The organism is Pseudomonas sp. S3_A09 (assembly GCF_054668065.1).
Genome location: NZ_CP162752.1, coordinates 2547938 through 2568787 on the forward strand (window position 1 = coordinate 2547938; position 20850 = coordinate 2568787).

The 20850-nt window shown below is 57.9% G+C and carries 20 protein-coding genes; 3 read left to right on the forward strand and 17 right to left on the reverse strand.

Going from position 1 to position 20850, the window contains the following annotated elements:
* Positions 1-35 precede the first annotated feature (35 nt).
* From AB4N92_RS12080 to mnmG, 17 genes are all read right to left on the reverse strand, one after another.
* On the reverse strand, positions 36-401 hold the full coding sequence (locus AB4N92_RS12080) for a hypothetical protein (protein WP_010207679.1): 366 nt from the start codon (positions 399-401) through the stop codon (positions 36-38).
* 60 nt (positions 402-461) lie between these two features.
* Positions 462-2294 (reverse strand): glutamine--fructose-6-phosphate transaminase (isomerizing), encoded by a 1833-nt coding sequence (glmS, locus tag AB4N92_RS12085; RefSeq protein ID WP_010207680.1) that lies wholly within the window; start codon positions 2292-2294, stop codon positions 462-464.
* Positions 2295-2304: 10 nt separating this feature from the next.
* The gene (locus AB4N92_RS12090) at positions 2305-3072 is read right to left on the reverse strand and encodes a DeoR/GlpR family DNA-binding transcription regulator (RefSeq protein WP_460130170.1); all 768 of its coding nucleotides are present in this window, start codon (positions 3070-3072) and stop codon (positions 2305-2307) included.
* Between the two features lie 228 nt (positions 3073-3300).
* Positions 3301-4668: a bifunctional UDP-N-acetylglucosamine diphosphorylase/glucosamine-1-phosphate N-acetyltransferase GlmU gene (gene glmU, locus AB4N92_RS12095; protein ID WP_010207682.1), complete on the reverse strand. Its 1368-nt coding sequence runs from the start codon at positions 4666-4668 to the stop codon at positions 3301-3303.
* 123 nt (positions 4669-4791) lie between these two features.
* A complete protein-coding gene (locus AB4N92_RS12100) occupies positions 4792-5208 on the reverse strand; it encodes a F0F1 ATP synthase subunit epsilon (protein WP_003177061.1) in 417 nt (138 codons plus the stop codon).
* A 44-nt stretch (positions 5209-5252) separates the two neighbouring features.
* Complete coding sequence (atpD, locus tag AB4N92_RS12105; RefSeq protein WP_010207684.1) at positions 5253-6629, reverse strand: F0F1 ATP synthase subunit beta; 1377 nt, start codon at positions 6627-6629, stop codon at positions 5253-5255.
* A gap of 27 nt (positions 6630-6656) precedes the next feature.
* Entirely contained in the window at positions 6657-7517 is an 861-nt protein-coding gene (gene atpG / locus AB4N92_RS12110; protein WP_010207685.1) for a F0F1 ATP synthase subunit gamma, read from the reverse strand.
* Positions 7518-7567: 50 nt separating this feature from the next.
* Entirely contained in the window at positions 7568-9112 is a 1545-nt protein-coding gene (atpA, locus tag AB4N92_RS12115) for a F0F1 ATP synthase subunit alpha (RefSeq protein WP_460130175.1), read from the reverse strand.
* Between the two features lie 21 nt (positions 9113-9133).
* On the reverse strand, positions 9134-9670 hold the full coding sequence (locus AB4N92_RS12120; protein WP_010207689.1) for a F0F1 ATP synthase subunit delta: 537 nt from the start codon (positions 9668-9670) through the stop codon (positions 9134-9136).
* 12 nt (positions 9671-9682) lie between these two features.
* Complete coding sequence (locus AB4N92_RS12125) at positions 9683-10153, reverse strand: F0F1 ATP synthase subunit B (protein ID WP_008439543.1); 471 nt, start codon at positions 10151-10153, stop codon at positions 9683-9685.
* A gap of 56 nt (positions 10154-10209) precedes the next feature.
* Positions 10210-10467: a F0F1 ATP synthase subunit C gene (gene atpE, locus AB4N92_RS12130; RefSeq protein WP_002555987.1), complete on the reverse strand. Its 258-nt coding sequence runs from the start codon at positions 10465-10467 to the stop codon at positions 10210-10212.
* Positions 10468-10600: 133 nt separating this feature from the next.
* Positions 10601-11470, reverse strand: coding sequence for a F0F1 ATP synthase subunit A (gene atpB, locus AB4N92_RS12135; protein WP_010207690.1), 870 nt, complete (start codon positions 11468-11470; stop codon positions 10601-10603).
* Positions 11471-11486: 16 nt separating this feature from the next.
* Positions 11487-11894: a F0F1 ATP synthase subunit I gene (locus tag AB4N92_RS12140; RefSeq protein ID WP_010207692.1), complete on the reverse strand. Its 408-nt coding sequence runs from the start codon at positions 11892-11894 to the stop codon at positions 11487-11489.
* A gap of 160 nt (positions 11895-12054) precedes the next feature.
* A complete protein-coding gene (locus AB4N92_RS12145; RefSeq protein ID WP_010207694.1) occupies positions 12055-12927 on the reverse strand; it encodes a ParB/RepB/Spo0J family partition protein in 873 nt (290 codons plus the stop codon).
* 9 nt (positions 12928-12936) lie between these two features.
* Positions 12937-13734 carry a ParA family protein gene (locus tag AB4N92_RS12150; RefSeq protein WP_010207696.1) on the reverse strand — a complete coding sequence of 266 codons (798 nt, stop codon included), beginning with the start codon at positions 13732-13734 and terminating at the stop codon, positions 12937-12939.
* 18 nt (positions 13735-13752) lie between these two features.
* Positions 13753-14397, reverse strand: coding sequence for a 16S rRNA (guanine(527)-N(7))-methyltransferase RsmG (gene rsmG / locus AB4N92_RS12155; protein ID WP_038454092.1), 645 nt, complete (start codon positions 14395-14397; stop codon positions 13753-13755).
* On the reverse strand, positions 14394-16286 hold the full coding sequence (gene mnmG, locus AB4N92_RS12160; protein ID WP_010207706.1) for a tRNA uridine-5-carboxymethylaminomethyl(34) synthesis enzyme MnmG: 1893 nt from the start codon (positions 16284-16286) through the stop codon (positions 14394-14396). The genes rsmG and mnmG overlap by 4 nt, the downstream gene beginning before the upstream one ends.
* A gap of 566 nt (positions 16287-16852) precedes the next feature.
* On the opposite strand from mnmG, the gene AB4N92_RS12165 reads away from it, so the two are divergent.
* From AB4N92_RS12165 to AB4N92_RS12175, 3 genes are all read left to right on the forward strand, one after another.
* Positions 16853-17359, forward strand: coding sequence for a sigma-70 family RNA polymerase sigma factor (locus AB4N92_RS12165; RefSeq protein ID WP_029529036.1), 507 nt, complete (start codon positions 16853-16855; stop codon positions 17357-17359).
* On the forward strand, positions 17359-18303 hold the full coding sequence (locus AB4N92_RS12170; protein ID WP_047542381.1) for a FecR domain-containing protein: 945 nt from the start codon (positions 17359-17361) through the stop codon (positions 18301-18303). The genes AB4N92_RS12165 and AB4N92_RS12170 overlap by 1 nt, the downstream gene beginning before the upstream one ends.
* 90 nt (positions 18304-18393) lie before the next feature.
* Positions 18394-20832 carry a TonB-dependent siderophore receptor gene (locus AB4N92_RS12175; RefSeq protein WP_236266759.1) on the forward strand — a complete coding sequence of 813 codons (2439 nt, stop codon included), beginning with the start codon at positions 18394-18396 and terminating at the stop codon, positions 20830-20832.
* Positions 20833-20850 lie beyond the last annotated feature (18 nt).

The following is a 20850-nucleotide window of genomic DNA, read 5'->3' on the forward strand; positions in this document are numbered from 1 at the left end:
CAGGCTGTTTATTGCACAGCACCGACACGCGCTGGTTAACGGGAGACACACTCCACGTAACCGGACTCTCCACCGCCCATGGCCCCCGACAACCAGCCCCATTCAAAAGCCAGCGTCGTCAGACCCGCGTGATCAATGCCTACCGTGCCACGCGACCAACCGGACAGCAGCTCACCCTCCAGGGTCAGGCACTGAAACAGCAATTCGATAGTGTCCGGGCCTGTCACTCGTCCCACTTGCGTGCCCAGGCGAATCCGCCCGCCCTGGTAAGTGCCAGAGATGGCATCACCCTCGACAAAGTAATGAAATACCGTGCCCGAACCGGACAGCCCCTGGGCATTGTTGGCGACGGTGAACCGGCGGTTGTTCAAACGCTGGTGGATCTGGGAGGGGGGTTGCATCGAGGGCGCGTCCTTTCGCGGGAGCCTGGAGACCCGGGCGGGCCTCCAGGAGGGGGCGTGTTACTCCACCGTCACCGACTTAGCCAGGTTGCGCGGCTGGTCGACGTCAGTGCCTTTCAACACAGCGACGTAGTACGACAGCAACTGCAGCGGAATGGTGTAGAGGATCGGCGACAGGGTGTCGTTGATATGCGGCATGTTGATGACGTGAGTGCCTTCACCATTGGTCATGCCGGCTTTTTCATCGGCGAACACCACCAGTTGGCCGCCACGGGCGCGGACTTCCTGCAAGTTGGACTTGAGCTTTTCCAGCAGTTCGTTGTTCGGCGCCACGGTGACCACCGGCATGTCGTCATCCACCAGGGCCAGTGGGCCGTGCTTGAGTTCGCCGGCCGGGTAGGCTTCGGCGTGGATGTACGAGATTTCCTTGAGCTTGAGCGAACCTTCCATGGCCACCGGGTATTGCGCGCCACGACCGAGGAACAGGGTGTGGTTCTTGTCGGCGAACAGCTCGGCGACTTTTTCCACGGTGCTGTCCATGGCCAAGGCTTCACCGAGACGGGCTGGCAGGCGGCGCAGTTCTTCGACCAGCGTGGCTTCGACGCCTTCGGCCAGGGTGCCACGCACTTGACCCAGAGACAGGGTCAGCAGCAACAGGCCAACCAACTGGGTGGTGAAGGCTTTGGTGGACGCCACGCCGATTTCGCGACCGGCCTGGGTCAGCAGGGTCAGGTCGGATTCACGCACCAGGGAGCTGATGCTGACGTTACAGATCGCCAGGCTGGCCAGGAACCCCAACTCCTTGGCATTGCGCAGGGCGGCCAGGGTGTCGGCGGTTTCGCCGGACTGCGAGATGGTCACGAACAGGGTGTCGGGCTGCACCACCACCTTGCGGTAGCGGAACTCGCTGGCGACTTCCACCTGGCAAGGGATGCCGGCGAGTTCTTCCAGCCAATAACGGGCAACCATGCCGGCGTGGTAACTGGTGCCACAGGCAACGATCTGCACGTTGCGCACTTTGGCGAACAGCTCGGCGGCTTGTGGACCAAAGGCGTTGACCAGCACTTGGTTCTGGCTCAGGCGACCTTCCAGGGTGCGTTGCACCACGGACGGTTGCTCGTGGATTTCCTTGAGCATGAAGTGGCGGAACTCGCCCTTATCGGCAGCTTCGGCGCCGTCGCGGTATTGCACGGCTTCGCGCTCGACGGACTGGCCGTTTACATCCCAGATCTGCACGCTTTCACGGCGAATGTCGGCGATATCGCCTTCTTCCAGGTACATGAAGCGGTCGGTGACCTGGCGCAGGGCCAGTTGGTCGGAGGCGAGGAAGTTTTCGCCCAGCCCCAGGCCGATCACCAGCGGGCTGCCACTGCGAGCAGCAACCACGCGGTCCGGTTGGCTGGCGCTGACCACGGCCAGGCCGTAGGCGCCGTGTAGCTCTTTAACGGTGGCCTTGAGGGCGACGGTCAGGTCGCCCAGGTCCTTGAGCTTGTGGTTGAGCAGGTGGGCGATGACTTCGGTGTCGGTGTCCGAGGTGAACACGTAGCCCTGGCCCTTGAGTTGTTCACGCAACACTTCGTGGTTTTCAATGATGCCGTTGTGGACCACCGCCAGGTCGCCCGAGAAATGCGGGTGGGCGTTGCGTTCGCAGGGTGCACCGTGGGTCGCCCAACGGGTGTGGGCGATGCCCAGACGGCCGACCAGCGGCTCACCGTTCAAGGCTTGCTCCAACTCGCTGACCTTGCCCGGACGGCGCATGCGCTCCAGCTTGCCGGCGTTGGTGAAGACGGCCACACCGGCGCTGTCATAGCCGCGGTATTCCAGGCGCTTGAGGCCTTCGATCAAAATCGGGGTAATGTTGCGTTCAGCGACTGCGCCTACGATGCCACACATGATGTTTCTCCTAGATGATTGCCGCGCATATCAGCGTAATGCCGCGGGCTTGGATCTGGTCGCGGGCCTCAAGCGGCAGGCGATCATCGGTGATAAGGGTATGGACGCTGCTCCACGGCAGTTCCAGGTTGGGAATCTTGCGGCCGATCTTGTCGGATTCGACCATCACCACCACTTCACGAGCGACCTCGGCCATGACGCGGCTCAGGCCCAGCAATTCGTTGAAGGTGGTGGTACCCCGTTGCAGATCGATGCCGTCGGCGCCGATAAACAGCTGGTCAAAGTCATAGGAACGCAGCACTTGCTCGGCGACCTGGCCCTGGAACGAGTCCGAATGCGGGTCCCAGGTGCCACCGGTCGTCAATAGCACTGGCTCATGCTCCAGTTCGCTTAACGCGCGGGCGACGTGGAGGGAGTTGGTCATCACCACCAGGCCGGGCTGGTGGCCCAACTCGGGGATCATGGCGGCGGTGGTGCTGCCGCTGTCGATGATGATGCGCGCGTGTTCGCGCAGGCGCATGACGGCAGCACGGGCAATGGCGCGCTTGTACACCGAGATGGGCTGGGTGGCGTCGCCCACCAGTTCCTGGGGCATGGTGATCGCGCCACCGTAGCGGCGCAGCAACAGGCCATTGCTTTCGAGGGCGGCCAGGTCCTTGCGGATCGTGACTTCCGAAGTTTCGAAACGCTTGGCCAACTCGTCCACGCTGACTTCGCCCTGTTCATTCAGCAAGGTCAGGATGTTGTGGCGTCGCTGGGGGGTATTTCGTTTCGACATGGTAACGGTAAGTTTCGTTTCGAAAGATAACGAAGGCAATCAAAACCTATTGTCGAAAGGTCGTCAAGAGGGCGAGGACATTTTTTATTTACCCGCACACGAATGTGGGAGCGGGCTTGCTCGCGAATGCGTGGGTCCAGTCGCCACTTCCGGTGACTGGCACTTCGCATTCGCGAGCAAGCCCGCTCCCACAGGGGGTTACTTATCGCTGTCGAGAATGTGGATAAGTCAGGTCTTCTTGATTTTGACCGGGCGTTTCCAGCCGTCGATGTTGCGTTGACGGGCGCGGGCTACTGCCAGTTGGGACTTATCCACATCCTGGTTGATGGTTGAGCCTGCGGCGGTGGTGGCGCCATCGTCGAGGGTAACCGGGGCGACCAGCGAATTATTGGAACCGATAAACACGTCCGCACCAATGGTGGTCTGGTGTTTATTGGCGCCATCGTAGTTGCACGTGATGGTGCCGGCGCCGATGTTGGTTCGCGCGCCGACGGTAGCATCACCCAGGTAGGTCAGGTGACCGACTTTGGCTTCGGCATCCAACTTGGCGTTTTTCAGTTCAACAAAGTTACCCACATGGGCCTTGGCTCCCAGCACGCTACCTGGACGCAGCCGCGCAAACGGGCCGGCGTCGCTGCCCTCGCCCATCACCGCACCGTCTATGTGGCTGTTGGCCTTGATCACCACGCCCTTACGCAGGGTACTGTCCTTGATCACGCAGTTAGGACCAATTACCACGTCGTCTTCGATGACCACACGGCCTTCGAGGATCACGTTGATATCGATCAGCACGTCGCGGCCGACGGTCACTTCCCCGCGCACATCGAAACGCGCCGGGTCACGCAGGGTCACACCCTGGGCCATCAGGCGGCGGCCTTCGCGCAGTTGATAGTGACGCTCCAGCTCGGCCAGTTGCTTGCGGTCGTTGGCGCCCTGCACTTCCATCGGGTCGTGGGGCTGTTCGGTCGCAACCAGCAGGCCATCGCTTACGGCCATTTCGATGACGTCGGTGAGGTAGTACTCGCCCTGGGCGTTGTTGTTAGACAGGCGGCTCATCCAGTCGCCGAGCTTATCGGCTGGGACAGCCAGGATCCCGGTGTTGCCCTCGGTGATCGCACGCTGGGCTTCGCTAGCGTCTTTGTGCTCAACGATGGCGGCTACCTTGCCATCGGCGTTGCGCACGATACGTCCGTAGCCGGTGGGATCATCCAGTTCAACGGTCAGCAGGCCCATCTGGCCAGGCACTACGTGCTTGAGCAGGCGTTGCAGGGTTTCCACTTCAATCAGCGGCACGTCGCCGTAGAGGATCAGCACGGTGTCGGCGGTGATGAACGGCACGGCTTGGGCGGTGGCGTGGCCGGTGCCCAGCTGCTTGTCTTGCAATACGAAATTCAGATCATCCGCGGCGAGGCGTTCACGCACCGCATCGGCACCGTGCCCGATTACGACGTGAATGCGCTGTGGGTCGAGCTGCCGGGCACTGTGGATAACATGGCCCAGCATGGAATTACCGGCAACCGGGTGCAGCACCTTGGGCAAGGCCGAACGCATACGGGTGCCCTGGCCTGCGGCGAGAATGACGATTTCAAGAGACATGAGTGGCTACCAATCCTAGGCGGTCCGGCTTCAGACCAAAGAAGTGTTTTGCAAAAAAAGAAAAAGGGTAGCCGAGGCTACCCTTTTTAATCAATCGCGCTTGAAGCATGACGGCATGGCCGCTTACTTCTTGCGGATCTGCTGGAGCGTGCGCAGCTGAGCTGCAGCCTCGGCCAGACGTACAGCAGCAGCGCTGTAGTCGAAGTCCGCACCCTTTTCGTTCAGGGCCTTCTCAGCAGCCTTGACGGCTTCCTGAGCGGAGGCTTCATCCAGGTCGCCAGCACGTTGCACGGTGTCGGCAAGTACCTTGACCATGTTCGGCTGAACCTCGAGGAAACCACCGGAGATGTAAAACACCTCCTTTTCCCCGCCTTGCTTGGTCAGAGTGATCGGACCTGGCTTCAAGCTGGTGATCAACGGCGCGTGACCCATGGCAATACCAAGGTCACCGAGTTCGCCGTGTGCAATCACCATCTCTACCAGACCGGAGAAGATTTCCCCTTCCGCGCTGACGATATCGCAATGGACTGTCATAGCCATCTGATTGCCTCAACCTGATGAGCGCCCGTTTCCGGGCGCCTGGATTACAGTTTCTTGGCTTTCTCGATCGCTTCTTCGATGCCGCCGACCATGTAGAACGCTTGTTCTGGCAGGTGGTCGTAGTCACCGTTGAGGATGCCTTTGAAGCCAGCAATGGTGTCTTTCAGGGAAACGTATTTACCCGAGGCACCGGTGAAGACTTCAGCCACGAAGAACGGCTGCGACAAGAAACGCTGGATCTTACGAGCACGGTTTACCAACTGCTTGTCGGCTTCCGACAGCTCGTCCATACCCAGGATCGCAATGATGTCCTTCAGTTCTTTGTAACGCTGCAGCACGTACTGAACGCCGCGAGCGGTGTCGTAGTGCTCCTGGCCGATCACGTTCGGGTCCAGCTGGCGCGAAGTCGAGTCGAGTGGATCGACCGCTGGGTAGATACCCAGGGAAGCGATGTCACGGGACAGAACGACGGTGGCGTCCAAGTGGGCGAAGGTGGTCGCTGGCGACGGGTCGGTCAAGTCATCCGCAGGTACGTATACCGCTTGGATCGAAGTGATCGAACCTTCCTTGGTCGAAGTGATACGTTCTTGCAGAACGCCCATCTCTTCAGCCAGGGTCGGCTGGTAACCTACTGCGGAAGGCATACGGCCCAGCAGTGCGGATACTTCAGTACCGGCCAGGGTGTAACGATAGATGTTGTCGACGAACAGCAGAACGTCGTTACCTTCGTCACGGAACTTCTCGGCCATGGTCAGGCCAGTCAGTGCTACGCGCAGACGGTTACCCGGCGGCTCGTTCATCTGACCGTAAACCAGTGCCACTTTGTCCAGAACGTTGGAGTCCTTCATCTCGTGGTAGAAGTCGTTACCCTCACGGGTACGCTCACCCACACCGGCGAACACGGAATAACCGCTGTGCTCGATGGCGATGTTACGGATCAGTTCCATCATGTTTACGGTCTTGCCTACACCGGCACCACCGAACAGACCGACTTTACCGCCTTTGGCGAACGGGCAAACCAGGTCGATAACCTTGATGCCGGTTTCCAGCAGGTCGTTGCCGCCAGCTTGTTCCGCGAACGAAGGTGCTGGACGGTGAATGCCCCAACGCTCTTCGGTGTCGATCGGACCAGCTTCGTCAATCGGGTTGCCCAGTACGTCCATGATCCGGCCCAGGGTCGCTTTACCGACCGGTACGGAGATGGCTGCGCCAGAGTCGACAACGTCCAGACCGCGCTTCAAGCCTTCGGTGGAACCCATCGCAATGGTACGAACTACGCCGTCGCCCAGCTGCTGCTGAACTTCCAGAGTAGTGTCCGCGCCTTGTACTTTCAGCGCGTTGTAGATGCTCGGTACGCTGTCGCGTGGAAATTCCACGTCGATAACGGCGCCGATGATTTGAACGATACGTCCGCTACTCATAGCTGGATCCTCTGAATATTTGAACCGTTAAACCGCGGCAGCGCCGCCGACGATTTCCGAGATCTCTTGGGTGATCGCAGCCTGACGCGCCTTGTTGTAGATCAGCTGCAAATCGCTGATCAGATCACCGGCGTTATCGGTAGCGTTTTTCATCGCGATCATCCGCGCCGCTTGTTCAGCTGCGTTGTTCTCGACCACCGCCTGGTACACCTGCGACTCCACGTAGCGCACCATCAAGCCGTCAAGCAGCTCTTTGGCGTCTGGTTCGTAGAGGTAGTCCCAGTGGTGCTTGAGTTCCTGATCCGGAGTCGCCACCAGTGGAATCAATTGCTCCACGGTTGGCTGCTGGGTCATGGTGTTGATGAACTTGTTGGATACCACGGAGAGGCGATCAATCCGGCCTTCCAGGTACGCATCCAGCATCACCTTCACGCTGCCGATCAAATCATTGATCGACGGCTCTTCACCCAGGTGGCTGATAGCTGCTACGACGTTACCGCCGAAGTTGCGGAAAAAGGCCGCACCCTTGCTACCAACAACACACAGATCGATCTCGACGCCTTTTTCGCGGTTTACCGCCATGTCCTTGACCAGGGCCTTGAACAGGTTGGTATTCAAACCACCGCACAAACCACGGTCACTGCTCACAACCACATAACCCACACGCTTAACTTCGCGGTCGATCATGAATGGGTGGCGGTATTCCGGGTTGGCGTTGGCCAGATGCCCAATTACCTGGCGGATACGCTCCGCATAAGGACGGCTAGCAGCCATGCGCATTTGTGCCTTGCGCATTTTGCTGACCGCCACTTTTTCCATGGCGCTGGTAATTTTTTGCGTGCTTTTGATGCTCGCAATCTTACTGCGAATCTCTTTTGCGCCTGCCATGTAACACCTATCAGGTTAGCAAGCGGGAGCCTTGCGGCTCCCGCTGCGGCTTACCAGGTTTGGGTGGCCTTGAACTTCTCGATACCGGCTTTCAGGCCAGCGTCGATTTCGTCATTGAAGTCACCCTTCACGTTGATCTTGGCCAACAAGTCGGCGTGATCGCGGTTGAAGTAAGCAATCAGCGCTTGTTCAAAGCTGCCGACCTTGGCGATTTCGACGTCAGTCAGGAACCCACGCTCAGCGGCATACAGCGACAACGCCATGTCAGCGATCGACATTGGGGCGTATTGCTTCTGCTTCATCAGCTCGGTAACGCGCTGACCATGCTCAAGTTGCTTACGGGTCGCTTCGTCCAGGTCAGAAGCGAACTGGGCGAATGCCGCCAGTTCACGGTACTGAGCCAGAGCGGTACGGATACCACCGGAGAGCTTCTTGATGATCTTGGTCTGAGCGGCACCACCCACACGGGATACCGAAACACCGGCGTTCACTGCAGGGCGGATGCCCGAGTTGAACATGGCCGATTCCAGGAAGATCTGACCGTCGGTGATGGAAATCACGTTGGTCGGAACGAACGCGGAAACGTCGCCAGCCTGGGTTTCGATGATCGGCAGTGCGGTCAGGGAACCGGTTTTGCCGGTCACTGCGCCGTTGGTGAACTTCTCTACGTACTCTTCCGAAACGCGGGATGCGCGCTCCAGCAGACGGGAGTGGAGATAGAACACGTCGCCTGGGTAAGCTTCACGGCCTGGTGGACGGCGCAGCAGCAGGGAAATCTGGCGGTAAGCCACTGCTTGCTTGGACAGATCGTCATAAACGATCAGCGCGTCTTCACCGCGGTCGCGGAAGAATTCACCCATGGTGCAACCGGCATACGGTGCCAGGTATTGCAGTGCAGGCGATTCCGAAGCACTGGCAGCCACGATGATCGTGTTTTTCAGTGCGCCGTTCTCTTCCAGCTTGCGAACCACGTTGGCGATGGTCGATTGCTTCTGACCGATGGCTACGTAGACGCAGAAAATGCCGCTGTCTTTCTGGTTGATGATCGCGTCGATCGCCAGAGCGGTTTTACCGATCTGACGGTCACCGATGATCAGCTCACGCTGGCCACGGCCGACAGGGATCATGGCATCGACAGCCTTGTAGCCAGTCTGTACAGGCTGGTCTACCGACTTACGCCAGATCACGCCTGGAGCAACTTTCTCGACCGCGTCGGTCTCGGTGTTGCCCAGTGGACCTTTGCCGTCAACAGGGTTACCCAGTGCGTCGACTACGCGACCCAGCAGTTCCTTACCAACCGGAACCTCCAGGATGCGGCCGGTGCACTTGGCGCTCATGCCTTCAGCCAGAGACTGGTAAGCGCCCAGGATAACGGCACCTACGGAGTCTTGCTCCAGGTTGAGGGCCATACCGAAGACGCCGCCCGGAAACTCGATCATCTCGCCGGACATTACGTCGGCCAGACCGTGAATCCGCACAATACCGTCAGATACGCTGACGACAGAGCCTTCGTTACGGGCTTGGGAGGTCACATCGAGCTTGTCGATGCGGCCCTTGATAATTTCACTTATTTCGGAAGGATTGAGTTGCTGCATTGCTCTGCTGCCCCTTCAAACTCAAGATTTCAATGCTTCGGCAAGATTCGCGAGTTTGCCGCGAATCGAGCCATCGATAACCAGGTCGCCGGCGCGAATGACAATGCCCCCAATGAGGGACTTGTCTTCCGCAACTTGCAGGCGCACTTCCCGGTCGAGTCGTGCACTGAGAACCTTGGCGAGTTTGTCTTGCTGTTCTTGGTTCAATGCAAAAGCACTGGTCACTTCAACGTCTACCGACTTCTCTTGCTCGGCCTTGTACAGGTCGAACAGAGCGGCAATCTCCGGCAGAAGCAGGAGACGGTCGTTTTCGGCAACGACGTGGATGAAGTTCTGCACTTTCACATCAAACTTGTCGCCGCACACTTCAATAAAAGTGGCGGCCTTGTCTGCGCTCGTCAGTCGCGGGGCCTTGAGCACGCGCTGCATGGTGTCGTCTTGCGACACTGCTGCAGCCAGGCCGAGCATGGCTGACCAAGAGGCCAGCTGCTGGTGGGCCTGGGCGTGCTCGAAGGCTGCCTTAGCGTAAGGTCGGGCCAACGTGGTCAATTCTGCCATGATCGCCCTCGCTTAAATTTCAGCAGCCAGTTTGTTTACCAGCTCCGCGTGCGCGTTTTGATCGATTGTGGCACCCAGGATCTTCTCAGCACCGCCGACGGCCAGAGCACCCAGTTGGGCACGCAGCGCATCTTTGACACCGTTCAGTTCCTGCTCGATCTCGGCCTGAGCCTGAACCTTCACACGGTCAGCGTCGATACGGGCTTTTTCAACAGCCTCTTCAACAATCTGGTTACCGCGTTTCTTGGCTTGCTCAATGATTTCGGCTGCTTGAGCTTTCGCTTCGCGCAGTTGTTGACCCGCTTTATCTTGGGCCAACTCCAGGTCGCGAGCTGCTCGTGCTGCAGCGTCCAGCCCATCCGCGATCTTCTTCTGACGTTCGTGCAGAGCTGCGATGACCGGAGGCCATACGAACTTCATGCAGAAAACGACAAAAATCAAGAACGCTAAGGACTGACCAATAATGGTTGCATTAATGTTCACGCCAATACCTCGCTCATTCGTTGCACAACACACCAATCACTCGAAAAAACGAGTGATTAACCGGCGAGTTGACCAACGAAAGGGTTCGCGAAGGTGAAGAACAGAGCGATACCAACACCGATCATGGTCACGGCGTCGAGCAGGCCGGCGACGATGAACATTTTAACTTGCAGCATTGGAACCATTTCTGGCTGACGCGCTGCGCCTTCCAGGAACTTGCCGCCCAGCAGGCCGAAACCAATGGCAGTACCCAGGGCGCCCAGGCCGATCAACAGTGCAACAGCGATAGCGGTTAGACCAACTACAGTTTCCATCTTTCCTCCCGACTTTTACGTCGTATGGTTTAGGTTTTTTAGATTTTAAAGCGGTAAAACAAATCGTTTCATAGCCCTGGTGGGCCACCTTCCCGTTTGACCGGGAAGGACATCAGACTAGTCGAGACTGGTCTTAATGGTTCTCTTCGTGCGCCATCGACAGGTAGACGATGGTCAGCATCATGAAGATGAAGGCCTGCAGGGTGATGATCAGGATGTGGAACACAGCCCACGCCCACTGCAGAACAATGCCCAGGCCGCTAAGCCAGAGCAGGCCGCTGCCGAACATCACAGCGATCAGAATGAACACCAACTCGCCGGCATACATGTTGCCGAACAGTCGCAGGGCCAGGGAAATCGGCTTGGCGACCAGGGTCACGAATTCCAGCAGGAAGTTCACCGGGATCAGCAGGGCTTGAACGAAAATGTTCTTGCTGCCGAACGGGTGCAGGGTCAGTTCGCCAATAAAACCGCCGATGCCCTTGATCTTGATGCTGTAGAAAATGATCAACGCGAATACCGACAGGGCCATGCCCAGGGTAGCGTTAGGGTCAGTGGTCGATACGGCACGGAATGGAATGTGTGGGTCGCCGCTGATCGCCATGGCCAACTGAGGAATCCAGTCAACCGGGATCAGGTCGACGGCGTTCATCAGGAACACCCAGACGAAGATGGTCAGTGCCAGCGGTGCGATCACCGGGCTACGGCCATGGAAGCTGTCTTTCACGCTGCCATCGACGAATTCGACCAGTACTTCAACGAAGTTCTGCAAAGCACCTGGCTGACCGGAAGTCGCCTTCTTTGCCGCCATGCGGAAAATGAAGACGAAAATCAGACCCAATGCGACCGACCAGCCCAGAGTATCCAGGTGGAAAGCCCAGAAGCCCATTTCTTTGGCCTCTGCTGCGGAGTGGGCAAAGCCCCAGCCGCCATTAGGAAGCTGACCGAAGGTCAGGTTCTGCAAGTGGTGCTGGATATAGCCCGAAGCGGTTGTTTCTGCCATGGTTGCCTCAAACGCCCTAAGGTTTCGAAAGTCTTGTTTTCATTAGCAGGGGAGCGAACCAGCTGACCAGTTGGGTCAACACGAAGACGCCGAATACAGCCAGCGGCGCCAATGGCTTCACACCTGCAAAGGTCAGTGCAAACAGCACTGCCGTCAAAATCAGTTTCCCCGCCTCGCCGGCATAAAATGACCGGACGATAGCCTGGGCTGCTCGGGCGCCGGAAAACCGAAAGGCCCTGTGAGCAAAATACATATTGGGCAGCAAGGCTATCAGGCCTCCGCAGAGTCCTGAATATCCGGCAACGACTCCATGCCCGTACCAAAGCGCCAATGCGGCGATCAGCAAAATGACAAATTGAGCCAATAAAACCGGAAAAACGGCCAAGCGACGGAACGGCAACGTGTTTGGCGTGCGGGTTTCCATCACTCTTGCTCCTCAATGGTCGGCTGCCGGATATCAATAACTTGGCATAATTTGTGCCGACAAAATGCGCGCAGAGTATAGGGGCGGTTCTGCCCCTATTCAACTGTCGGGTAGTGATTTCCGATCACGCGCTACATGAGCAAATGTTTCAGTGAATGTTTCAACGGATGTGGGCAAGGACGCCTTGAAGCTCGTCGAGGGAGTTATATCCGATGACCAATTGCCCTTTGCCTTTCTTACCGTGGCGAATTTGCACCGCAGAGCCCAGGCGCTCGGCCAGGCGCTGCTCGAGACGAGCGATATCCGGATCAGGTTTAACCGTTTCGACCGGTGCAGGTTTACCGCTGAGCCACTGGCGAACCAGCGCCTCGGTCTGGCGAACGGTGAGCCCTCGTGCGACAACGTGTCGCGCCCCTTCAACCTGTTGATTTTCCGGTAAACCGAGCAAAGCACGGGCGTGACCCATCTCCAGGTCGCCGTGGGACAACATGGTCTTGATGACTTCCGGCAACGCGATCAGGCGCAACAAGTTGGACACGGTCACGCGGGATTTACCCACCGCCTCGGCCACTTGTTGCTGGGTCAGCTGGAACTCTTGCTGCAAACGCTGCAGAGCGATCGCTTCTTCGATCGGGTTGAGGTCTTCGCGCTGGATGTTCTCGATCAGCGCCATGGCGATGGCGGTTTCATCCGGCACATCGCGCACCATCGCCGGAATGGTTTCCTTGCCAGCCTGCTGGCTCGCACGCCAGCGGCGCTCGCCGGCGATGATTTCAAAGCGGCCGCCACCAATCGGGCGCACCACGATCGGCTGCATCACGCCCTGGGCCTTGATCGAATTGGCCAGTTCTTCCAGTGCCTGGGGGTCCATGTCGCGGCGCGGCTGATATTTGCCGCGCTGGATCAGGTCCAACGGCAGGTGTTGCAGCTCGCGCTCGTCGGCCTGCACCGCTTGTTCTTCAAGCGATGTGACGGTCGGACCACTCAACAGTGCATCCAGTCCACGTCCGAGACCTCGTTTCTTGACGGCCATGGGGATTCCTTAAGTTGGCTGGGCTGCAGCGGTGCGTGAGTTGCGGCGTTGGCGACGAACCATCTCGCCGGCCAGCGCCAGGTAGGCAATGGCGCCACGGGATTGCTTGTCGTAGGCCAGGGCCGGCATGCCGTAGCTCGGGGCTTCGGCCAAACGGATGTTGCGCGGGATCACCGTGTCGTACAACTGATCACCGAAGTGTTCCTTGAGTTGCGCCGACACATCGTTCATCAGGCTCAGGCGTGGGTCGAACATGGTCCGCAACAGGCCTTCGATCTGCAAGTTCGGGTTGAGCAACTCGGCGATGCGCTTGATGTTATCCACAAGGTCGCTCAGACCTTCCAGCGCGTAGTACTCGCACTGCATGGGGATAATCACACCATCGGCGGCCACCAACGCGTTCAAGGTCAGCATCGACAGTGACGGCGGGCAGTCGATCAAAATGTAGTCGTAATTCTCACGGATTGGCGCCAAGGCGCTGCGCAGACGGCTTTCTTTCATCTGCATTTCCAGCAGCACCACTTCCGCCGCGGTCAAATCGCGGTTGGCCGGCAGCAGTTGATAACCACCGTGTTCGGAATAGTGCATGGCCTGGGCCAGGTCGCACTCGCCAATCAGCAAGTCGTAGACCGAGTTTTCCAGGCCGTGTTTATCCACACCGCTACCCATGGTGGCGTTGCCCTGTGGATCGAGATCGATCAACAGCACCCGGCGCTTGGTCGCGACCAGGGATGCTGCGAGGTTGATGCAGGTGGTGGTTTTGCCCACGCCACCTTTCTGGTTCGCTATCGCGAATACCTTAGCCATTCTTGCTTGTGTTCCCAATCATGCCGTGCGGCGCAGTATCAGCAGATGGCGTTGGCCTTGGCAACCGGGTACAGCCAAGGCGTGTTCGCTATCGAGGTGGAAGTCTGCCGGCAATGCTAACAGCTCATCGCTTGGATGGACGCCCTTCATTGCCAGCCAGCGGGTGTCGCGGTCGCCAAGATGGCGAGTCCAGTTGCTGAAGTTCTCCATGCTGCTGAATGCCCTGGAAACAATTCCGGTGAAAGGCTGTTCAGGCGTGAAGGCTTCGACACGACTGTGGATAACCTGCAGGTTATCCAGCTTGAGTTCGAGTTTGACCTGAGTCAGGAAGCGGGTTTTCTTGCCGTTGCTGTCCAGGCAGGTCACTTGGGAGCCGGGAAACAGGATGGCCAACGGAATGCCAGGCATGCCGCCGCCACTGCCAACGTCCAACCAACGGCCGTTTTCGATGAATGGCATCACGCTCAAGCTGTCGAGCAAGTGACGGGACACCATTTCGTCGGGATCACGCACCGCTGTCAGGTTGTAAGCCTTGTTCCATTTGATCAACAGGGCCAGATAGCCCAGCAGCAATTCATGCTGGGCCGGGGTCAGGTCGACGCCCAACTGGCGTGCACCTGTGGATAACTCTTCGGCGTGTTGCGAGGTGACCAACGAACTCAAGCGCTTTGCTCCAACTGACGGCCCGCGCCGCGTTTTTTCAAATGAATCATCAGCAGCGATATCGCCGCCGGGGTGACGCCTGGGATACGTGAAGCCTGCCCCAGGGTTTCCGGCCGAGTTATCCCCAGCTTGCTTTGGATTTCTTTCGACAGCCCGGAAATCCCGGTGTAATCGATGTCCGCAGGCAGCTTGGTGTCTTCACTGGCGCGCAGGCGAGCGATCTCGTCCTGTTGGCGGTCAATGTAACCGGCGTATTTGGTCTTGATTTCGACCTGCTCGGCGACCTGTGGATCTTCTGCGCCCTGGCCGGTCACTTCGACCAGACCAGCGTAGTCGATTTCCGGACGTGACAGCAGGTTGAGCAAGTTGTACTCGTGGGTCAGCGGCGTGCCGAATTTTTCAGCGATCGCATCGCCTTGTTCAGTCCCCGGGCGAACCCAGGTGCTTTTCAGGCGCTGCTCTTCCAATGCAATGCTTTCACGTTTTTTGCAGAAGGCTTCCCAACGCACATCATCGACCAGCCCAAGTTCACGACCTTTTTCGGTCAGGCGCAGGTCGGCGTTGTCTTCGCGCAGGATCAAACGGTATTCCGCCCGGGAAGTGAACATCCGGTACGGTTCCTGGGTGCCCAGGGTAATCAGGTCATCGACCAATACACCGATGTACGCTTCGTCGCGACGCGGGCACCAGCTGTCTTTGCCTTGCGCACGCAGCGCAGCGTTGGTTCCGGCCAGCAAACCTTGGGCGCCGGCTTCTTCGTAACCGGTGGTGCCGTTGATTTGCCCGGCGAAGAACAGACCGCCAATGACTTTGGTTTCCAGGCTGTACTTCAGGTCGCGGGGGTCGAAGTAGTCGTATTCGATGGCGTAGCCCGGACGCACGATGTGCGCGTTTTCCATGCCGCGGATCGACTGCACGATCTGGATCTGCACGTCGAACGGCAAGGACGTGGATATTCCGTTCGGGTACAGCTCGTGAGTGGTCAAGCCTTCGGGCTCGATGAAGACCTGGTGGCTTTCCTTGTCGGCAAAGCGGTGGATCTTGTCTTCGATCGACGGGCAATAACGCGGGCCGATGCCTTCGATTACCCCGGAATACATCGGCGAACGGTCGAGGTTCGCGGCAATGATCTCGTGGGTGCGGGCATTGGTGTGGGTAATCCAGCAACTCACCTGTTTCGGGTGCTGCGCTTTGGACCCCATGAACGACATGACCGGGATCGGCGTATCGCCGGCCTGTTCGGTCATCACCGAGAAATCCACGGAACGCCCATCGATTCGCGGCGGGGTCCCGGTTTTCAGGCGGCCGACACGCAGTGGCAATTCACGCAGGCGTTTTGCCAGGGCAATCGACGGCGGGTCACCGGCGCGACCGCCGGAATAGTTCTGCATACCAATGTGGATAAGTCCGCCGAGGAACGTACCGGTGGTCAACACCACGGATTCTGCGAAGAACCGCAGGCCCATTTGGGTGACAACACCGCGTACCTGGTCTTGTTCGACGATCAGGTCATCCGCTGCTTGTTGAAATATCCACAGGTTCGGCTGGTTTTCCAGGGTTTCGCGCACGGCAGCCTTGTACAGGATGCGGTCTGCTTGAGCACGGGTAGCACGTACGGCCGGGCCTTTGCGACTGTTGAGCACACGAAATTGAATACCACCCTTATCGGTAGCCATGGCCATCACGCCGCCAAGGGCATCGATTTCCTTGACCAGGTGACTTTTGCCGATCCCACCGATGGCAGGGTTGCAACTCATTGCTCCGAGGGTTTCCACGTTGTGCGTCAACAACAGGGTTTTTACGCCCATGCGTGCTGACGCCAGTGCTGCCTCGGTACCGGCATGACCGCCGCCGATGACGATCACTTCAAAACGGGAAGGGAAATCCACCACGCACCTCGTGCCTGCTTATGTAGGTAATCAGGAATTGTCTGTTGAAAGAGTTTTAGAGCTTTGGCGGCAAGTATAGGGACTTAGCCCTTCCTAAAGAACCCTTTGCACAAAATTTAACCAGCTGTGGATGAATCACAGACAATAGAAATTAAAAGAGAGAAATTTATTAAATCTTTGTTTTTATGTTTATTTATACTGAGCAACCTTTCTGTGGATAGATCTCTACAGGCCCCTATTTACTTAGTGTACAGAGATTCAAAAGTCTGTGGTCATGTGCCAATGAGGCCCTTGGATAAGTGCTTTAAGCCTGTGGATTAAAGCGATGGTTATCCACAGAGGGGTTTTTACTCAGGTTTCAGGGCCTGTTATCAACTGGGCACAGAGGCGGTTATTCACAGGGCTTAATCCACATAAATCGCCACACCCCTGGGTATTTCGTCCACGACGAAGCCATCCGAAACCTCCCACCCGGTAGTAAGCACAGCCAAAAAAGAGATCTATTGTGAGAAAACAGCGGGGCAGTTAATAATAGCGATTATCATTAACCTACTTTGTCATGCCCTATGTCCCCTTCTTCACACACGGCTGCGGTCCAGAACATCTACGAGCAGCACCATTCCTGGTTGCATGGGTGGCTCAAAGGCAAGTTGCATAACGCCTGCGATGCGGCCGATGTGGCGCACGATACGTTCGTGCGTATCTTGGGTGGGCGACATGCAGCGCAGATCCTTGAACCACGTGACTACCTGGCGACCATCGCCAGGGGCCTGGTGATTGATCGTTACCGTCGGCATGCCATCGAGCAGGCCTACAAGCAAACCTTGGCCGAACGGCCTGACGCCACGGCCATCAGTGAAGAAGACAAAGCCATCATCATCGAGACACTGGTGGCCGTTGATAAAGCCTTGGCCGGGCTCGGCGAGCGAGCTCGGCGGATCTTCATGCTGTCGCAGGTCGAGGGCCTGACTTATCAACAGATCGCGGATGAACTGCAGGTGTCATTGACCACGGTGAAGAAGCACATGATCCGTGCATTGACTGAATGCTCACTGATCATGGCCAGCCTGTAATGGCGAACCCCGATCGCAAGACCTTTGAGGCCGCTGCCACTTGGTATGTACAGTTTCAATCCCAAGTGCCTACCGCTGCCGAACGCCTGGCCTGGCAACAATGGCTCAACGGCGATCCGTCCCATCAGGCCGCGTGGAACCAGATGGAACAACTGCAGCGCAGCCTTGGCGCACTGCCGCAGGACTTCACCCGCCGCGCATTGTCGACCACCCAGCAACGTCGCCAGGTACTGAAGTGGATGCTGGTGCTCGGCGGTACTGGGTATCTCGGTTGGAATCTCCAGCAGCACACGCCCCTGGGCAATGTGTGGGCTGACTACCGTACGTCTGTGGGGGAACGCCGGCGCATCGAACTGGCCGATGGCACGCGGATTGATCTTAATACCCGCACAGCGATTGACGTGGTGTTCGACGGGCGCCAGCGATTGGTGCGCCTGCGCGAAGGTGAAGTACTTATCCACACTGGGAAATTGGGTGGGCAGACACCGTTTTATGTCGAGACCCGCCAAGGCCGAGTCCAAGCGTTGGGCACCACGTTCACTGTGCGCCAGTTGCCAGACGCCACGCGCGTCGGCGTCCTGGAGGATCGGGTGAGCGTGTCGCCAGGGGACCAACCTAACCACGCACGACTGCTTGGGGCCGGGGAAAGCGCTGACTTTGATCGCCAAAACGTGGGGCTGGACCGTGTGTATAGCGGGTCACAGGCGGCCTGGGTTGATGGCCAACTGATCGTCTTGGACGCTCGCCTCGGAGATGTGATCGAAGACCTCGCCCGCTACCGTACGGGTGTCCTGCAATGCGACTTGGCTTCGGCACGTCTACGTGTTTCCGGGACCTTCCGCCTGGATTCTACCGACGCAGTACTGGCCAACCTGCAGGCAACCCTGCCGATCCAGGTGAAGTACTTCACTCGTTATTGGGTTTCGGTGAAACGAATCGGTTGATCGCAAAAAAAATCGCACAAGGGGTTATCTTTTTTTACCTGGAACGGCCCTACAGGTAATCACGACGCCACCTTCAGGGCTTATCCACCTATGCGCCTTCCTCCCAAGCTCCGCCAGCGACTTTCCTACCACGGTATGACCTGCAGCCTCCTGCTCGGCACGGCAGCCACCGCTGGGGTTGTGCTCTCTACTGATGCCATGGCCGCCAGCGCGGTGCAGCATTACATCATTGCCGCGGGTCCCCTGGACAATGCCTTGAGCCAGTTTGCCGCCAGGGCGAATGTGATCTTGTCGTTCTCGCCCCAGCAAACCGCGCGTTTGAACACGACTGGGCTGGAAGGTGACTATTCGGTGGAGCAAGGCTTTGCCCTGTTGTTGCAGAACACGGGGTTGCAAGCCGTCACCCAGGCGCCTGGCAGTTATGTCCTGCAGGCTATTCCCGCAGGGCAACTCACGCTCGCGCCTACCACCGTCAGCACTTATCAACAGGCGGGTTTCAATCAAGAGATTGCCGGGGATGTGGGCTACAAGGCGCAAAATAGCCGTATTGGTACCAAGACCAGCACACCTCTGTCGGAAACACCGCGTTCGGTATCGGTCGTGACCGGCCAGCGCATCAAGGACCAGAAGTCGCAGACCCTGACCGAAGTATTGGGTTACGTGCCAGGTATCTTCGCGCCACCTTTTGCTGCCGGCGATGGTCTGGCGGGTGATTTATTCTTCATTCGCGGTTTCAATGCCACGGATTACGGCTACGGTCTGCTGCGAGATGGCCTGCGCGTACAAGGCAATCGGTACGACACCACCAGTGAGCCCTATGGCCTGGAACGGGTCGAAATCTTCCGTGGCCCCTCTTCCCTGCTCTACGGCGAAAACGCGCCCGGTGGTTTGGTGAATCTGGTGAGCAAACACCCTACTGCGACGCCGCAAGGTGAAGTGCAGCTGGGTTATGGCTCGAATAATCGCCGTCAATTGGGTGTGGATATCTCGGGGCCGCTCAACGACAGCGACAACATTCTTGGTCGCGTTGTAATGCTCGGGCGTAAGTCCGACACGCAGACTGACCATGTGCCCGATGATCGCCTGTATATCGCCCCCTCACTGACCCTGAATTTCGACGATTACAACACCCTCACGCTGTTGGCCAATTACCAGAAGGACCACACCAACCTCGAACTTGGCCTACCGGCCGCTGGCACTTTGCTTACAAATCCCAATGGCAAGCTGTCCAAGCACACCATGCTCGGCGATCCGGATTGGAATACGTTCGAACGTGAAGCCTGGAGCACCGGCTACGAATTCAGCCATAGCTTCAACGATGATTGGCAGTTCCGTCAGAACTCGCGCTATATGCAGTCGCGCATCAACCGCCATGAGACCTGGCCCAGCACGCTGAACAACCGCGGTTTCGGTACTCAACTGAACATGACCGCCTACGACCGCTATAACAAGTCGATGGTCTATTCCCTGGATAACCAGTTGGAAGGCAAATTCCAGGTCGGTGCCCTGGAAAATACAGTGCTGTTCGGTGCCAGTTACGACCGCACCTCTTTCAACCAGGATTGGGACGCAGGCTTCGCCGGCACCATCAATGTGTATAACCCCGTGTACCTGCGCGATCCGCTTACCCCAGTGGCCGTGCAAAACACCTTGCTCGAACAGCAAATGAAGGGCGTTTATGCACAGGTCCAAAGCAAGTATGACCATTGGTTGTTCCTGCTGGGTGGCCGTCAGGATTGGGTCGACAGCGATTTCCGCGACAAGGTCAACAAAGCCAGCAACACCCGCTCGGAAGACCGCAAGTTCACTTACCAGGGCGGGGTGATGTACCAGTTCGACAATGGCCTCACGCCGTATGTCAGCTACTCCACCGCATTCGTGCCTGTGCAGCAGATCTCCAACGCGGGTTCACCGTTAAAGCCGATTACCAGCAGCCAGTACGAAGTGGGTGTGAAATACGAACCGATCGGCTGGGATACGGCGATGACCCTGTCGGTGTATGACTTGCGCAAGGAAGACGACACCTACCTGGACGCCACCACCAACAGCTACCGCCAGGTGGGCGAGAGCCGCGCCAAAGGTGCGGAAGTCGAGGTGAACAGCAACATCACACCCAACCTGAATGTGACAGCGGCCTACACCTACACTGACGCTCGGATTACCAAGGACTCGGCGACATCGCTGGTCGAGGGCCGCCAAATGACGGGGGTTCCACGCAACCAGGCCTCAGTGTGGGGCAAATACCGTTTCCTCGACGGTCAGCTCAAAGGCTTGTCCCTGGGCGGCGGCGTGCGGTATTTCGACAGCACGTTCTCCTACACGGCACCAACGCTTTACGGGAAGCTGGACGCAGGAAGCGTCACCCTGGTGGACGCAGCCGTTGGTTATCAGATCGACAAACACTGGTCTGTGGACGTGAACGCCAAGAACCTGTTCGACAAGGAATATGTATCTGGTTGCAACGATGCGGGCCGCTGCTATTGGGGCGACAGCCGTACGCTGCTTGGGACGGTTTCGTACAACTGGTGATGGATAACGGCCTGAAGA

Bases quoted from the DNA above. Each gene is read 5' to 3' on its own strand.
- AB4N92_RS12170 (WP_047542381.1), top strand. From the start codon at position 17,359: ATGGCGAACCCCGATCGCAAGACCTTTGAGGCCGCTGCCACTTGGTAT.
- atpA (WP_460130175.1), bottom strand. From the start codon at position 9,112: ATGCAGCAACTCAATCCTTCCGAAATAAGTGAAATTATCAAGGGCCGC.
- glmS (WP_010207680.1), bottom strand. From the start codon at position 2,294: ATGTGTGGCATCGTAGGCGCAGTCGCTGAACGCAACATTACCCCGATT.
- atpG (WP_010207685.1), bottom strand. From the start codon at position 7,517: ATGGCAGGCGCAAAAGAGATTCGCAGTAAGATTGCGAGCATCAAAAGC.
- AB4N92_RS12145 (WP_010207694.1), bottom strand. From the start codon at position 12,927: ATGGCCGTCAAGAAACGAGGTCTCGGACGTGGACTGGATGCACTGTTG.
- atpD (WP_010207684.1), bottom strand. From the start codon at position 6,629: ATGAGTAGCGGACGTATCGTTCAAATCATCGGCGCCGTTATCGACGTG.
- AB4N92_RS12080 (WP_010207679.1), bottom strand. From the start codon at position 401: ATGCAACCCCCCTCCCAGATCCACCAGCGTTTGAACAACCGCCGGTTC.
- AB4N92_RS12165 (WP_029529036.1), top strand. From the start codon at position 16,853: ATGTCCCCTTCTTCACACACGGCTGCGGTCCAGAACATCTACGAGCAG.
- AB4N92_RS12100 (WP_003177061.1), bottom strand. From the start codon at position 5,208: ATGGCTATGACAGTCCATTGCGATATCGTCAGCGCGGAAGGGGAAATC.
- AB4N92_RS12140 (WP_010207692.1), bottom strand. From the start codon at position 11,894: ATGGAAACCCGCACGCCAAACACGTTGCCGTTCCGTCGCTTGGCCGTT.
- atpB (WP_010207690.1), bottom strand. From the start codon at position 11,470: ATGGCAGAAACAACCGCTTCGGGCTATATCCAGCACCACTTGCAGAAC.
- AB4N92_RS12090 (WP_460130170.1), bottom strand. From the start codon at position 3,072: ATGTCGAAACGAAATACCCCCCAGCGACGCCACAACATCCTGACCTTG.
- AB4N92_RS12150 (WP_010207696.1), bottom strand. From the start codon at position 13,734: ATGGCTAAGGTATTCGCGATAGCGAACCAGAAAGGTGGCGTGGGCAAA.
- AB4N92_RS12175 (WP_236266759.1), top strand. From the start codon at position 18,394: ATGCGCCTTCCTCCCAAGCTCCGCCAGCGACTTTCCTACCACGGTATG.
- atpE (WP_002555987.1), bottom strand. From the start codon at position 10,467: ATGGAAACTGTAGTTGGTCTAACCGCTATCGCTGTTGCACTGTTGATC.
- glmU (WP_010207682.1), bottom strand. From the start codon at position 4,668: ATGTCTCTTGAAATCGTCATTCTCGCCGCAGGCCAGGGCACCCGTATG.
- AB4N92_RS12120 (WP_010207689.1), bottom strand. From the start codon at position 9,670: ATGGCAGAATTGACCACGTTGGCCCGACCTTACGCTAAGGCAGCCTTC.